Below are 14,273 nucleotides of genomic sequence, written 5' to 3'. Positions count from 1 at the left end.
GCCCCGCTCCTGGCAGGATGGACCCATGAGGGAAACCCGAGTCTCAGCCGCGGGCCTGCGTGAAGCGATCGAGCGCAGCGGCTACTACCCCGACCTCGTCACCGATGCGGTCGAATCCGCGCTGGGCAAGGAAGCCGTGACCGCCTTCGTGGTGCACCACGAGGCCACCTTCGACCCCGCCATGGAGGTCCGCCGGCACGTCACCGTCCTGGTGCTCACCGCCGGGCGGCTGCTGGTCTGCCACACCGACGAGCATCCGGCGGTCGAGGGCGTCTCCGCCTCCCACGCCTCCACGACCACCGAGGCGGTCCGCCTGAGCCGCATCCAGTCGGTCGCGGTGACCCGCGTGGTGCCCGACCCCGCCGCCTACGCGCCGGGCGTCGCCCCCACCGAGGTCACGCTGACCATCGGCTGGGGCGCCATCTCCCACGTGGATCTCGAACCGGCCACCTGCGGCGACGAGAACTGCGAGGCCGACCACGGCTATACCGGCGCGATCACCGCCGACGACCTGTCGCTGCGGGTCAGCGAGGCCGCCGACGGGCCGGAAGCCGTCTCGCACGTGCTGGCCTTCGCCAAGTCCCTCTCCGAGGCCACCGCCCGCGCCGCCTCCTGAACCGAGCCGCCTCCGACGCCGAGGCAGCGAACCCAGCCGCCTCCTGACCCTCCAGAGGTGCCCATGCGGCATGAGCCGCTCCTGCCCGCCTACGGCGGGTCCACGCTGGCCGAGCTGCCCGGTTCGGTGCTGGCCGCGCTCGGGTTGCCCGGCCCCAACCCGCTCGGCCTCGAACCCGTCCGGCGCGTGGTCGTCCTGCTCGTCGACGGGCTGGGCGCCGATCTCCTGCGCGCCCATCCCGAACGCGCGCCCTTCCTGTCCGCCGCGGCCGGCCGTACGCTCACCTCGGGTTTCCCCGCGACCACGGTGACCAGCCTGTGCACGCTCGGCACCGGGCTCGCGCCGGGCGAGCACGGCATGCTCGGCATGGTCCTGGCGGTGCCCGGCACCGGCCACCTGTTCAACTGCCTGCGCTGGACGCTGCCCGGCGGCCTCGACATGGACCCGCTGGAGTGGCAGCCCGCCCCCACCGTCTTCCAGCGCGCGGCCGGGGCCGGGATCGCGACCAGTTACGTCGGCCCCGCCGAGTTCGAGGGCACCGGCCTGACCCGCGCGGTCTACCGCGGCGCCCGCTACCTGGCCGCCAACACCGTGGACGAGCGGGTCGAGGCCACCCGCCGCGCCCTGGCCGAACCACGCGCGCACGTGACCGTCTACTACGGCGACCTCGACGCCTACGGGCACCTGTGCGGCTGGGGCAGCCCCGAATGGCTCGACCAGCTCGCCGTCGTCGACGAGTTGGCCCGGCGGCTGGCCGAGGCGCTGCCGCCCGGCTCGGCGCTCTACGTCACCGCCGACCACGGCATGGTCAACGCCACCGCCAAGGCCGACGCCGACACCGACCCGGCGCTCACCGCCGGCGTGGCCATGCTCGGCGGCGACTCCCGCGCCCGGCACGTCTACGCCGAGTCCGGCGCGGCCGGGGCCGTGCTCGACTCGTGGCGCGAGCGGCTGGCCGGGCAGGCGTGGGTGCTCTCGCGCGGCGAGGCGGTCGAGGCCGGCTGGTTCGGCCCCCGAGTAAGATCCGAATGGCTCGGGCGCATCGGCGACGTGGTCGCGGTTCCCTACGGTGAGCTGGCCATCGTCGCCTCGCGGACCGGTTCGCTGGAGGCCACCTTCACCGGGTACCACGGCTCGCTGACCGCGCTGGAGCAGCACGTCCCGCTTCTGGAAGTGAGCACCCGATGAGTCCGTTGATCACCCTGGCCGAGCTCGACGCGCTGGGCGAGGTGACCCTGCTCGACGTGCGGTCGCGGTTGGGCGGCCCGCCCGGCGTCACCTTCTACCGCGAAGGCCACATCCCCGGCGCCGCCTACTGCGACCTCGACGCCGACCTCGCCGGTCCGGCCGGCGCGGGCGGCCGGCACCCGCTGCCCGAGACCGAGGCGTTCCAGGCGGCGATGCGGCGGCTCGGCGTCTCGAACGACCGCCCCGTGGTGGCCTACGACGACGCCGGCTCCACCATCGCCGCCCGCATCTGGTGGACGCTGCGGTACTTCGGCCACCAGGACGTGCGCGTGCTCGACGGCGGCCTGGCCGCCTGGACCGCCGACGGGCGGCCGGCCACCACCGACGAGCCGCAGGTCGAGCCGGGTGACTTCGTCGCCAAGCCGGGCGCGCTGCCCGTCCTCGACGCCGACGAGGCCGCCGCCCTGGCCCGTTCCGGGATCCTCGTGGACGCCCGGTCCGCCGAGCGCTACCGCGGTGAGACCGAGCCCATCGACCCGGCGGCCGGGCACGTCCCGGGGGCGGTCAACGTGCCGACCACCGGGAACGTCGGCCCCGACGGGCGGTTCCTGCCCGCAGAACAGCTCCGGGCCCGTTTCGACGCCGTGGGAGTGCGGGACGGGATCCCGCTGGGGGCCTACTGCGGGTCCGGCGTGACCGCCGCGCACGAGCTGATCGCCCTCGAACTCGCCGGCTACCCCGGTGCGGCCCTGTACGTGGGCTCGTGGTCCAACTGGTCGGCCGACCCGTCCCGCCCGATCGAGACCGCCTGACCCCCGCCCCAGCCTGACCCGGCCAGGCCGACCTGCTCAGCCTGGCCGGCCGGCCTGGTCTCGCTCAGCCGGTGATCTGGCGGCCGAGGGGGCGGTCGCCCGCGCCGAAGCAGACGAACCCGCGGGCCCCGGTCTCGGCCGCCGCCGCGGCCAGGGCCCGCTCGGGCGTCTCCCGCCCGGCCAGCCGCCGGTGGAAGGCGTCCATCAACGCGGCGGTCTCCTCGTCCGGCACGGGCACCATCCCGGCCACCACGCAGCTCGTCCCCTGCGCCAGGAACGCCCCGGCCAGCCCCAGCGCCGCCCCCTCCGCCGGGACGTGCGCCATCCCCGAGTCGCACGCCGACAGCACCACCAGCCGCGGCGGGCCGGCCACCCGCAGCAGGTCGTAGGCCATCAGCGGCCGATCCTCCAGCGTCAGGCTCGACAGCAGCGGGCTGCGCGCGTGGAAGGTGCCGTGCGCGGCCAGGTGCACCACCTCGGCCCGGTCGAGCGCCGCCAGCACCTCCGCCACGGTGGCCGGGACCCGCGTCGCGCCGGCGTGGTGCCGCGCGACCGTCTCCGCCTCGCGCTCGGCGTGCCGCAGCCCAGGACCCGCGCAGACCGCGACCTCGCCCTTCCCGGTCCGCCGCGGCCCCACCCGCGCCGCGTACCAGGCCCGGGCGCTGGCCGCCACGCTCACCGGCCGCCCCCGCAGGTACGGCAAAGCCGCCCACGGCACCGTGTGCAGCGGCCCCGCGGGCACGATGACCAGCGGCGACTCCCCGATCCCGGCGGCGAGCGGCGCGAACAGCAGCTCCTCCAGCTCCCCGGCCGCGGCCGCCAGCGCGTCGAGGTCCTGGGCCGCCTCCACCCCGAGCCCGCCGTCGGCGAGGTGCACCCGGCGCAACGCGTACCGCACCCGCACGACGGCCTCGCCGATCTGCTGGACCGGTCCGAGCCGCCGCAGGACGGGCCGTCCGGGACCGGCCAGGAGGGCGACGAGCTCGCCGTCGTCGATCAGGAACTCCACCAGCGCCCGGCCGCCCAGTGCGGTCCGGACGGCGGCCAGCCGTACCGTCTGGGGGCGGCCGGTGGCGGTCACCGCCCGCCAGCGCTCGGCCCAGGCGAAGACCTGCTCGGGCCGGCCGTCGCCCAGCGCCAGCCGCAGCCCGAAGGCGGCCAGCCGCTCCCCGGCCCGGGCGGTGTGGGCGCGGATGGCCGGATCGTCCACCCGTCGCACCTGGTGCCCGATGCCGGCCAATCCGTCGAGGACCGCGCCGAAGGCCGTCGCGGGATCGCCGTCCAGCGCCGCCTCCAGCGCGAGCGCGTGCTGGTGGATGACCGGCGGCACGCTCCGGCCGGGCGCGGCGGTGAGCCGGGTGAGCTGGGCCGCGGCCGTCTCGGTCGCCCCCAGCTTCAACGCGGTCTCGGCCGCCAGCAGCCGCGTCCCGGCCCCGCAGGTCGCCGAGGCCGGACCGCGGTCGAGCTCGTCGGCGCAGGCCAGCAGCTCGTCGACCAGCTCGGGGGTGGGCGGTTCGAGGGCGAGCCTGGCCCGCAGCAGGGTGTCGGTGGCCACCGGCGCCCAGACGTGCCGGTCCTGCCCGGACAGCTCGTCGCGGGCCCGCCCGGCCAGCTCGGCGGCCCGGCGGGCGTCGCCGGTGAGCAGCTCGACCTGGGCGAGCTTCAGCCGCGCCTCGGCCAGGGCCGCCCCGGCTCCGGCCGCCTCCAGCTCGGGGAGCGCCAGGCTGAGCATCACCCGCGCCTCGCCGGGCAGGTGGGCGGCCAGCAGGGCCCCGGCGAAGTCGGTGCGCATCGTGGCCAGGCGCTCGGTGAAGCCGAACAGCGTGTCCTCGGAGGCGCGGTAGTGGGCGAAGGCGGCGGCGATGTCGCCCTGCCGTACCGCCACGAAGGGCAGGTTGGCGGTGGCCAGCCGGGCGAGGTGGTCGAGGCGGTGCCGCGTGGACAGCTCCCGGCAGGCGGTGATGTCGCGCACGGCCTCGGGCCATTCGGCGCGGTAGGCGTGGACCAGGCCCCGGTTGAGCAGGCCACCGGCCAGGAAGCGCTGGTTGTCGAGGCTGTCGTCGGCGCGGGACAGCTCGGCCACCGCGCGGTCGCAGGCGGCCACGGCCTCCTGGCAGCGGCCGAGGTGGGCCAGCGCGACCGCGCGCTGGGTCTCCAGCTTGGCGCGGTCGAGGCGGGGCAGATGGGCGTAGGCCAGGGCGGCGATGCGCAGGGCCTGAAGCGGATGCCCCCGCTCGGTCCGTACGGTCACCAGCGACAACCGGGCCTGCGCCACCCGGTGGGCGGGCACGCCGGGCAGGGCGATGGCCCGGCGCAGGCAGTGCTCGGCCATCCGCAGATCGCCCAGCTCCCGCGCGGCCAGCGCCATGGCCCGCAACGACACCGCGGCCATCTCGGGAGCCGCCGCACGCAGCTCGGGGTCGTCAGGAGGGTCCTCGTGCGCTGCGGGTTCGGGCGCCGGCCGATGGCTGGCGAACGAGCTGCGCGGCTGCCCCGCGCCGAGCCGTTCGGCCAGGGCGAGCAGGCCACGGCCCGTGGCCAGGGCGGCCGCGGGATCGACCACCGAACGGATCACCGCACCCTCGGCCCTGGCGAGGAGCTCGTCGCGAGGGCCGGGCGCGGCGGCGCCCGGCCCCGGCTCGCTCAGGAGCGGATCCGCAACCATCGGGTGACGATCGGGGCGTGCCCGGTCCGGTGGCAGACCAGGCTGAACCACCCGGGGGGCAGTCCGGTGGCGGCGAACTGCCCTGACGCGGCCACCTCGCGGCGGACGGTCAGTTGCAGGGTCCGGATCTCGATGCGGCAGCCGTCGGGCGGGCAGGGGAAGACCCGCCCGGCCAGGTTGATCAGCCCGTCCCCGATCGTGACCTCCACGTCGAACGCGAGCTCGGGCGTGGCGAAGCGGACCAGCCGCGGGCCGTCCTCCCCTCGGACGCCGCGGGCGGCGGCGGACTCGACGGGGGTGGCGGTGACCGCGTCTGGCACCCGCAGGTTGTACGCCTCACGTGCCGCCGCGGACACGTGAGCCGGGATCGGGTCGTGGCCCGATCCGAGACGGAGGGCGGCTAGAAGGTATTCGTCGTCGGTCATTGCACCTTTTCCTCGAGGGAGATCCGGGTGCGCAGTTTCTGCAGGCAGCGAGCTCGGGTCGGACCCACGCTGCCGGGTGGGATGCCCATGCGGACGGCCACCTGCCGCGGTCCCGCCTGGGTGGCCAGGAGCTTGAGCAGCGTGCGGCACGGCTCCGGCAGGTCGGTGACCTGCTGCCAGAGCAGCCGGACCGAGTCCGCCTCGAGGAGCGTGGACTCGGGGCTGGGATGAGCCGGCGGGGTGAACGCGGGGAACGTCGTCGGTCCCCGCCTGAGCAACTGGATCGCCTCGCGCCTGGCGGTGGTGACCAGCCAGGCCCCGACGCAGGAAGGTTCCCTGATCCGGTCGAGACTCTCCAGCAGGCGGAGCCAGGCGCCCTGCACCGCGTCGGCGGCGTCGGCCTCACCCAGCCCGCAAGCGCGTGCGACGGCCCACATCCGCGGCCCGAAGAGGGCTTCGAGCCCGGCCCAGGCCGACTCGTCCCCTTCTGCCGCGGCCTTGAGCAGGAGCGCCGCATCGCTCATGTTGCCTCCCCGTGGTTGGACGAGGACTGAGCGTAAACTCTACCGAGTCGCCGGGACGACAGCCCCCAGATCGGGAATTTGCCTTTCCTTGAGCACCGCTTGGGCCGCCTCGTGCGGCGGCAGGTCGGCGGCGGCGCGGGCGATGGCCCCGCTGACCAGCGCGGCGGCGAAGGAGGTGCCGCTCCAGGAGGCGTAGCCGGCGAACTCGCCGGTGCGCAGGTAGGCCGAGGTCAGCCACTCCCCGCGGGCCCAGGCGTCGATCCAGCTCCCGTGCGCGGAGAACGGCGCCCGGCGTTCCTCGGCGGCGTCGAGCGCGCCGACCCCGATGACGCCGGGCAGGGCCGCGGGCCAGAAGGGCCGGTCGGAGCCGGTGTTGCCGGCGCAGGCCACCACGACGGTCTCGGTGAGCGCGGAGACCGCGTCGGCCAGTAGCGGCGAGGGCTGGTCGTTGTGGGTGTGGCCGCCGAAGGAGAGGTTGAGCACGTGCGGGCCTCCGGCCAGGTCGCCGGGCCGGGCGCCCTCCTGCTCCCGCTGCCGCAGCCGGCGCAGGGCGCGGACCACCCCGGCCTCGTCCCCGAGGCCGTCGCCGTCGAGGACGCGGGCCACGCGCAGCGAGCTCTCCGGGGCCTGGCGCAGCAGCAGGCCGGCGATGAAGGTGCCGTGGCCGGCCTGGGCGCCCTGGACCGCGTCGGCGGCGGCCTCGGGCAGCCCGCCGTACCACGTGCTGCCGGCCCACCAGGGGTGGGCGGCGACGCCGGTGTCGAGCAGGGCGACGGTGACCCCGGAGCGTTCCCGGCCGATCTTGGCCTTGACCGGATCGGCGGGGAACGGGCGCGAGGCGGGCCCGCCGAAGAACAGCGGCTGGCCGGCGAACACGTGGTTGGGCGAGGCCCGATGGCCCTGATCGCGCAGCTCGGCGACGAGCTCGCAGGGGTCCACCCCTGGTGAGAGGCGTACGACGCAGACGCCGTCGGCCTCCGCGATGGCCTGGGTCCAGCGGGAGACGGCCGAGACCGTGCCCCGTTCGATCAGGATCTGGCCCGGCCGGATGAGCGAGTGACCAACAGCTTGGACGTCCATGTGGACGTATCTTTCCGTCTCAGGAGACGTGTCACGTGCCACATCCGCAACAACTTGGTATGGCCCCCCTCTGGTGCCGAGAAACGACGGACGGTAGTCTCTCCCTAGTCACTTGTGATCATCCCAGGACGAGGCCGTTGGGGAAGGCGCACCTCGTACCGAAACGGGAGGTCCGGTGTCTGCTCGTGGCGTGCTGTACGTCCACTCGGCTCAGCCCGCGCTGTGCCCTCATATCGAATGGGCGGTCGCGGGTGTTCTTGGCGTGCCTGTCGACCTGACCTGGACTCCCCAGCCTGCCGCGCCCAATGTCGTGCGGGCCCAGGCCGAGTGGGAGGGGCGCCCCGGCATCGCCGCCGCGATCGCCTCCTCGTTGATGGGCTGGCAGCGCATCCGCTTCGAGGTGACCGAGGACGCCACACCTGGCGTGGACGGCACCCGTTACGCCTACACCCCGACCTTGGGGGCCTTCCACGCCGTGGTGGGGGCGACCGGCGACATCCTCGTGCCGGAGGACCGGCTGCGGACGGCCATGATGCTGGCCGCGCAGGGCCGGTGCGTGCTGGAGGAGGAGCTGGACAAGCTGCTCGGGCGCGCGTGGGACGAGGAGCTGGAGCCGTTCCGCTACGCCGGCGACGGCGCCCCGGTCCGCTGGCTCCACGCCGCGGTGTGATCCGCGCCGGGTCTGCCCGGCGGCGGTCCAGCGCGGGCTTTCCCCTGCGCGCCCGGATTCTTTCGCGGCGGTCTAGAGCGGGATGTTGCCGTGCGACCCGCGGGCCGGAGTGGCCTGGGCCAGCACCCGGGCGATGGCGCCCCGGGTCTCCTCGGGCTTGACGACCTCGTCGATGACGCCGAGCTCCTGGGCACGTTCCAGGCCGCCGGCCTGCTCGGCGTGCTCCTCCGCCAGCCGCCGCTCCAGTTCGGCCCGCTCCTGCTCGGGAGCCGCGGCCAGCTCGCGCCGTTTCAGGACGCGTACGGCGGCCACGGCGCCCATCACGGCGACCTCGGTGGTCGGCCAGGCGAAGACCTTGGTCGCGCCCAGCGCCCGCGAGTTCATCGCGATGTAGGCCCCGCCGTACGCCTTGCGGGTCACCAGGGTGACGCGCGGCACGGAAGCCTCCGCGAAGGCGTGCAGCAGCTTGGCGCCCCGGCGCACCACGCCCTCGTGCTCCTGCGAGACGCCGGGCAGGTAGCCGGGCACGTCCACCAGGACGACCAGCGGCACCCCGAACGCATCGCACATGCGCACGAACCGGGCGGCCTTCTCCGCCGAGGTGGCGTCGAGGCAGCCGCCGAGCCGCAGCGGGTTGTTGGCCACGACGCCGACCGTACGGCCGCCGAGCCGGCCCAGCGAGGTGACGACGTTCGGCGCCCACTTGGGGTGCAGCTCCAGGCCGGGCTCGTCCAGCAGCCCGTTGACCAGCGGCTTGACGTCGTAGGCGCGGCGCGGCGAGTCGGGCAGCAGCGAGGAGAAGTCCACCTCGGCCACCTCGGCGGTGCGGACGCGGCCCTGGTGTCCCAGGAGGACGGCCAGCCGCCGGGCCTTGAGATAGGCCTCCGGCTCGGTGGGGGCGACCAGGTGCACGACGCCGCTGAGCTTGCTGTGCGGCACGGGACCGCCGAGCGAGGCGGCGTCCACGTCCTCGCCGGTGACGCTGCGGACCACGTCGGGCCCGGTCACGAAGATGCGGCCGGACTCGGCCAGGATGACCACGTCGGTGAGCGCCGGCCCGTAGGCGGCGCCGCCGGCGGCCGGGCCGACGACGACGGAGAGCTGCGGCACGACGCCGGAGGCCTTCGTCATCGCGGCGAAGACGCGGCCCACCGCGTGCAGGGAGTCGACCCCTTCGGCCAGCCGGGCGCCGCCCGAGTGCCAGATGCCGATGACCGGCACCCGCTCGCGGACGGCGACGTCGTAGGCGTGGACGATGTGCTCGCAGCCCTCGGCGCCCATCGCGCCGCCCTGGATGCGGGCGTCGCTGCAGAAGGCGACGACGGGCACGCCCTCGACGCGGCCCGCCGCGGCGTAGACGCCACTGCGGTCCTCGGGCGTGAGCAGGCGGACCGAGCCCTCGTCGAGGAGGGCGGTCAACCGGACGAGCGGGTCGCGGGGATCGGCGGGCTCCTCGTCGGAGCCCGCCGGGAGCACCCGGCTGCCCGCGACCGTCACGTCAGGCGCCCTGGAAGACGACGGTGACGTTGTGGCCGCCGAACCCGAAGGAGTTGTTGATCGCGGCGAGGTCGCCGTCCGGCAGCGCGCGGCTCTGGCCGTGGACCAGGTCGACCTCGATGCCGTCGTCGGGGTTGTTCAGGTTGATGGTCGCCGGGACGATGCGCTCACGCAGGGCCAGGACGGTGAAGACCGACTCGATGCCGCCGGCGCCGCCCAGCAGGTGGCCGGTCATCGACTTGGTCGAGGTGACCAGCGGGTGGGTGCCGATGGCCTTGGCCACCGCCTGCACCTCGATCACGTCACCGGCCGGCGTGGAGGTGCCGTGCGCGTTGAGGTGCTTGATGTCCTGGCCGCTCAGCCCGGCGTCCTTCAGGGCCATCGTCATCGCCATGCTGATGCCGCGGCCCTCGGGCTCGGGCTGGGTGATGTGGTGGCCGTCGGAGGAGTAGCCGACGCCGGAGGCGTAGGCGTGGATGCGCGCGCCGCGGGCGCGGGCGTGCTCCTCGGACTCCAGGACGACGATGCCCGCGCCCTCGCCCAGGACGAAGCCGTCCCGCTCGCGGTCCCACGGGCGGGAGGCGCCCTGCGGGTCGTCGTTGCGGGTGGACATCGCGCGCGCCGCGGCGAAGGCCGCGATGTTGAGCGGGTGAATGGCCGCCTCGGTGCCGCCGGCGACGACGACGTCGGCGCGGCCGGAGCGGATCATGTCCATCGCGTAGCCGATGGCCTCGGCGCCGGAGGCGCAGGCCGACACGGTCGCGTGCACGCCCGCCATGGCGCCCAGGTCGAGCCCGATCCAGGCGGCCGGGCCGTTCGGCATGAGCATCGGGACGGTGAAGGGCGAAAGGCGGTTCCAGCCCTTCTCCTTGAAGACGTCGTAGGCCGAGAGCGTGGTGCCTATGCCGCCGATGCCGCTGGACACCACGACGCCGAGCCGCTCGGGGGCGACCTCGGGCTTGCCCGCGTCGGCCCAGGCCTCACGGGCCGCGACCAGGGCGAACTGCTCGCTCCGGTCGAGCCGGCGGGCCTCCGGCCGGGGGAGCACCTCGGCCGGGTCGACGGCGGCCATGCCCGCGAACTTCACGGGGACGCTGTCGACCCAGTCCTCGGTGATGCTCTCCACCCCGGACCGACCGGCGAGGAGCGCCGACCAGGTCGAGGTGACGTCTCCGCCCAATGGCGTCGTCGCGCCAAGCCCGGTGACGACGACTCGTGCCCGGTTCGCACTCACGTGGTTACGCTCCTTGCTGGTCAGAAATGGGGTTGATCAGGCGTTGATGAAGTTGATGACGTCCTTGACCGTCTTCAGGTTCTTGAGCTGGTCGTCGGGGATCTCGACGCCGAACTCGTCCTGAGCGGCCACGGCGATCTCGACCATGGACAGGGAGTCGATGTCGAGGTCGTCCACGAAGCTCTTCTCCGGGGTGACCTCGGACGCCGGGATCCCGGTGATCTCGTTGACGATCTTGCCGAGGCCCTCGAGGATCTCCTGCTCGCTGACTGCCATGTCGGTGGTTCTCCTTTGGTTGAATATTCGGTCCGTACGGCATGCGTCGCCGTACGAAGCCTAGGGAATCTCGATCACTTGCCCGGCGTAGGTCAGACCCGCGCCGAACCCGAGCAACAATGCCAGACCTCCGGACTGGACCTCACCCCGCTCGATCATCCTGGAGATGGCCAGCGGGATGGAGGCGGCCGAGGTGTTGCCCGCGAGCACGATGTCTCGGGCGATCACCGCGTCATCGGCGCCGATCTTGCGGGCGATCGCCTCGATGATGCGCAGGTTGGCCTGGTGAGGGACGAAGGCGGCCAGCTCCGACGGGTCGACCCCGGCTCGCTCGCACGCCTCCTTGGCCACCGGGTGGAGCGAGGTGGTCGCCCACCGGAAGACCGTCTGCCCTTCCTGGTAGAGGAAGGAGTTGCGGTCCGCGACGCTGATGACCTCGGCCTTGTCGCCTGAGCTGCCCCAGACGACCGGGCCGATGCGCGGAGTGTCGGAAGGGCCGACGACCGCGGCGCCGGCGCCGTCGGCGAAGATCACCGCGGTGGCGCGGTCGGTCCAGTCGACCCACTGCGACAGCTTCTCCGCGCCGATGACCAGCACGTGCCGGGCGGCGCCGCCGCGCACCGCCGCCGAGGCGGTGGCCAGCGCGTAGCAGAAGCCGGCGCAGGCGGCGTTGACGTCGAAGGCGCCGGGGGAGTCGATGCCGAGGCGGTGGGCGACCGTGGCCGAGACGTTGGGGATCTGGGTCTCGCCCGTGCAGGTGGCGACGATGACCAGGTCGATGTCGGCCGCCGACAGGCCGCTGGCGGCCAGCGCCTTGGCGGCGGCCTGGGTGGCCATGTCGGCGAGGGACTCCTCGGGACCGGCGACGCGGCGTTCCTTGATCCCGACGCGGGACTGGATCCACTCGTCGTTGGTCTCCATGGTCTTGGCGAGGTCGTCGTTGGTGACGATGCCGGCCGGCTGGTAGCCGCCGAACGCCAGGATCCGTGCCCCTGCCGCGACGTCGGGAATCCTCACTTGACCAGCTCCTTAGCCGCTTCGAGATCGTCGGGTGTCTTCAGTGCCACGGTCTCGACCCCGCGCAGCCCGCGCTTGGCCAGACCGGTCAACGTACCGCCGGGCAGCAGCTCGATCATCCTGGTGACGCCGAGCGAGGCCATGGTCTCCATGCAGAGGTCCCAGCGGACCGGGTTGCTGACCTGGTCGATGAGGCGGGCGACGAAGTCGGCGCCGCTCTCCACGACCGTGCCGTCGCGGTTGGACAGGACCTTGATCCGCGGGTCGCGCGGGGTGAGCTCGGCCGCGGCGGCGCGGAGGTCGTCCACGGCGGGGGCCATGTGGCTGGTGTGGAACGCTCCCGCCACCTGGAGCGGGATGAGCCGGGCCCGGGCGGGCGGCTCCTCCTTGAAGGCGGCGAGCTGCTCCAGCGTGCCGCCGGCGACGATCTGGCCGGCGCCGTTGATGTTGGCGGGGGTCAGGCCGTGCTTGTCGATCGACTCGAGCACGTCGGTGCCGCCCAGGACGGCGGTCATGCCGGTCCGGGTGACGGCGGCGGCGCGGGCCATGGCCTGGCCGCGCTCGCGGACGAGGCCGAGGGCCTCCTCCGGGGTCAGGACGCCGGCCAGCGCGCCCGCGGCCAGCTCGCCGACGCTGTGCCCGGCCAGCAGGTCAGGGGTCGCGCCCTTGCCGTCGGCCGACAGGCTCAGCCCGAGCGTCTCGGCGGCGGCCAGCGCGGCGGCGACCAGCAGCGGCTGGGCGACGGCGGTGTCACGGATCTCGTCGGCGTCGGCGGTGGTGCCGTAGGCGATCAGGTCCAGCCGGACGATCTCCGACCAGGCGGACAGCCGGTCGGCGACCCCCGGCAGGTCGAGCCACGGGGTCAGGAAGCCTGGAGTTTGGGCGCCTTGGCCAGGCGCGACGATGACGAGCACAAAATCCACCATGCACTGTGGAAGTCCGACACGAGGATCACGATCCGTACGAACTTTGTCCCGTCGATTTTGTAGGGAACCTACAGTGGGGCTTGCTCGGGGGCTAGGTTAGTGACCGCCATGTTATGGGTTTGGCGCCCATGCTCCGTTGCGCCTCGGTCGGGGCGTTCTCGGCGAGTCGCCCGAGAATGAGACCCACCTGGAGGGTGAAGGCCGAGCGGCCCTCGGTCGGCTGGTAGCCGGTCAGTTCGGTGATCTTCTTGAGCCGGTACCTGACGGTGTTCGGATGCACGAACAGCAGCCGGGCGGTGGCCTCCAGCGAGGTGCCCTGCTCCAGGTAGGTGGCCAGCGTGTCGAGCAGCGGGGTGCCGGCCAGCGGCAGGTAGACGTTCTCCACGAGCTGCTCGCGGGCGTCGAGGTCGCCGTCCAGCGCACGCTCGGCCAGCAGGTCCTCGGCGTGCACCGGGCGCGGCGCGTCCGGCCAGCCGCTGGAGGCGCGCAGCCCCGCGATGGCCGCCCGCGCGCTGCGGGTGGCGGCGTGCAGGTCGGGCACCTCCGGGCCGATGACGATGGGTCCCGGCCCGAACTGCCGCACCACGTGCTTGGCCGCCTCGTCCACGCTGCCCGCGCCGCCCACGATCACGATCAGCCGGTCGGCCTGGACGCCGGCCAGCAGGTCGAGCCCGATGCGCCGGCCGCGCTCGCGCAGCCCGTCGATCACGGCGCGCGGGTCGTCGTCGGGCGCCTCTCCGGCGATCACCACCACGGGGGAGGAGGTCCAGCCGAGCGCCGCCGCCCACGAGTGCAGGCCGTCGTCGACCTCGCCGCGCACCAGCGCGTCCACGATCAGCGCCTCCAGCCGGGCGTCCCACGCGCCGCGCACCTCGGCCTCGCGGGCGTAGACCTGGGCCGCGGCGAAGGCGACGTCGCGGGTGTAGCGGAGCATGGCCTGCTCGAGCTGGTCGCGGCCGTCGGGCGCGGCCAGGTCGTCCACCTGCGCCTCGACCACCTCGACGATCATGCGGATGATGTCGACGGTCTGCTGGAGCGAGATCGAGCGCTTCAGCTCGCGCGGGGCCGTGCCGAAGAAGGCGATGCTCGGCGTCGGGCGGCCCTCCCCGGCGTGCTGGAACCACTCCACGAAGGCCGCGATGCCCGCCTGGGCCACCAGGCCCACCCAGGACCTGTCCTCCGCGCTCAGGGCGCGGAACCAGGCCAGGCGCTCCTCCATGCGGCCCATGGCCGCGGTGCCCAGGGCGCCCATGTTGCGCTCCAGGCGCCGGGTGGTGTCCAGGCGGGTCTGTTCTTGGTCCTTCACGCTACTAAGAGTGCCAGCCTGTTCGCGATGACCGGAA

Annotated in this window: 14 protein-coding genes; 4 read left to right on the top strand and 10 right to left on the bottom strand. The window is 74.0% G+C overall.

Going from position 1 to position 14,273, the window contains the following annotated elements:
- Positions 1–25: 25 nt before the first annotated feature.
- From ACIBG7_RS28715 to ACIBG7_RS28705, 3 genes are all read left to right on the top strand, one after another.
- Entirely contained in the window at positions 26–616 is a 591-nt protein-coding gene (locus ACIBG7_RS28715) for a DUF5998 family protein (RefSeq protein WP_357921826.1), read from the top strand.
- A gap of 63 nt (positions 617–679) precedes the next feature.
- Positions 680–1,804, top strand: coding sequence for an alkaline phosphatase family protein (locus tag ACIBG7_RS28710; RefSeq protein ID WP_397338254.1), 1,125 nt, complete (start codon positions 680–682; stop codon positions 1,802–1,804).
- A complete protein-coding gene (locus ACIBG7_RS28705) occupies positions 1,801–2,616 on the top strand; it encodes a sulfurtransferase (RefSeq protein ID WP_397338253.1) in 816 nt (271 codons plus the stop codon). The genes ACIBG7_RS28710 and ACIBG7_RS28705 overlap by 4 nt, the downstream gene beginning before the upstream one ends.
- 64 nt (positions 2,617–2,680) lie before the next feature.
- Here ACIBG7_RS28705 and ACIBG7_RS28700 read toward each other — a convergent pair whose 3' ends face one another.
- From ACIBG7_RS28700 to ACIBG7_RS28685, 4 genes are read right to left on the bottom strand one after another with little or no spacing between them, the layout of a single operon-like run.
- Positions 2,681–5,281 carry a CHAT domain-containing protein gene (locus tag ACIBG7_RS28700; RefSeq protein ID WP_397338252.1) on the bottom strand — a complete coding sequence of 867 codons (2,601 nt, stop codon included), beginning with the start codon at positions 5,279–5,281 and terminating at the stop codon, positions 2,681–2,683.
- Positions 5,260–5,706 carry a hypothetical protein gene (locus ACIBG7_RS28695; protein ID WP_357921815.1) on the bottom strand — a complete coding sequence of 149 codons (447 nt, stop codon included), beginning with the start codon at positions 5,704–5,706 and terminating at the stop codon, positions 5,260–5,262. The genes ACIBG7_RS28700 and ACIBG7_RS28695 overlap by 22 nt, the downstream gene beginning before the upstream one ends.
- A complete protein-coding gene (locus tag ACIBG7_RS28690) occupies positions 5,703–6,230 on the bottom strand; it encodes a sigma-70 family RNA polymerase sigma factor (RefSeq protein ID WP_357921812.1) in 528 nt (175 codons plus the stop codon). Before ACIBG7_RS28690 ends, ACIBG7_RS28695 begins: the two co-directional genes overlap by 4 nt.
- A gap of 39 nt (positions 6,231–6,269) precedes the next feature.
- The gene (locus tag ACIBG7_RS28685; protein WP_397338251.1) at positions 6,270–7,310 is read right to left on the bottom strand and encodes a S8 family peptidase; all 1,041 of its coding nucleotides are present in this window, start codon (positions 7,308–7,310) and stop codon (positions 6,270–6,272) included.
- Positions 7,311–7,485: 175 nt separating this feature from the next.
- On the opposite strand from ACIBG7_RS28685, the gene ACIBG7_RS28680 reads away from it, so the two are divergent.
- Entirely contained in the window at positions 7,486–7,980 is a 495-nt protein-coding gene (locus ACIBG7_RS28680) for a DUF3145 domain-containing protein (RefSeq protein WP_357921806.1), read from the top strand.
- Between the two features lie 72 nt (positions 7,981–8,052).
- On the opposite strand, the gene ACIBG7_RS28675 is transcribed toward ACIBG7_RS28680, so the two are convergent.
- From ACIBG7_RS28675 to ACIBG7_RS28650, 6 genes are all read right to left on the bottom strand, one after another.
- Complete coding sequence (locus ACIBG7_RS28675; RefSeq protein ID WP_397338361.1) at positions 8,053–9,456, bottom strand: acyl-CoA carboxylase subunit beta; 1,404 nt, start codon at positions 9,454–9,456, stop codon at positions 8,053–8,055.
- A 22-nt stretch (positions 9,457–9,478) separates the two neighbouring features.
- The gene (gene fabF, locus ACIBG7_RS28670) at positions 9,479–10,711 is read right to left on the bottom strand and encodes a beta-ketoacyl-ACP synthase II (protein WP_357921803.1); all 1,233 of its coding nucleotides are present in this window, start codon (positions 10,709–10,711) and stop codon (positions 9,479–9,481) included.
- A 36-nt stretch (positions 10,712–10,747) separates the two neighbouring features.
- Positions 10,748–10,987, bottom strand: coding sequence for an acyl carrier protein (locus ACIBG7_RS28665; protein WP_357921800.1), 240 nt, complete (start codon positions 10,985–10,987; stop codon positions 10,748–10,750).
- A 60-nt stretch (positions 10,988–11,047) separates the two neighbouring features.
- Positions 11,048–12,004, bottom strand: coding sequence for a beta-ketoacyl-ACP synthase III (locus ACIBG7_RS28660; protein ID WP_357921797.1), 957 nt, complete (start codon positions 12,002–12,004; stop codon positions 11,048–11,050).
- Positions 12,001–12,918 carry an ACP S-malonyltransferase gene (locus ACIBG7_RS28655; protein ID WP_397338250.1) on the bottom strand — a complete coding sequence of 306 codons (918 nt, stop codon included), beginning with the start codon at positions 12,916–12,918 and terminating at the stop codon, positions 12,001–12,003. Before ACIBG7_RS28655 ends, ACIBG7_RS28660 begins: the two co-directional genes overlap by 4 nt.
- 103 nt (positions 12,919–13,021) lie before the next feature.
- The gene (locus tag ACIBG7_RS28650; RefSeq protein ID WP_357922182.1) at positions 13,022–14,182 is read right to left on the bottom strand and encodes a helix-turn-helix domain-containing protein; all 1,161 of its coding nucleotides are present in this window, start codon (positions 14,180–14,182) and stop codon (positions 13,022–13,024) included.
- Between the last annotated feature and the right edge of the window lie 91 nt (positions 14,183–14,273).

Origin of the sequence: Nonomuraea sp. NPDC050328, from assembly GCF_044459405.1 — a bacterium.
Taxonomy (GTDB): Bacteria; Actinomycetota; Actinomycetes; order Streptosporangiales; family Streptosporangiaceae; genus Nonomuraea.
The sequence above is the reverse complement of the archived record's forward strand: the minus strand, read 5'-3'. Positions and strand labels throughout refer to the sequence as shown.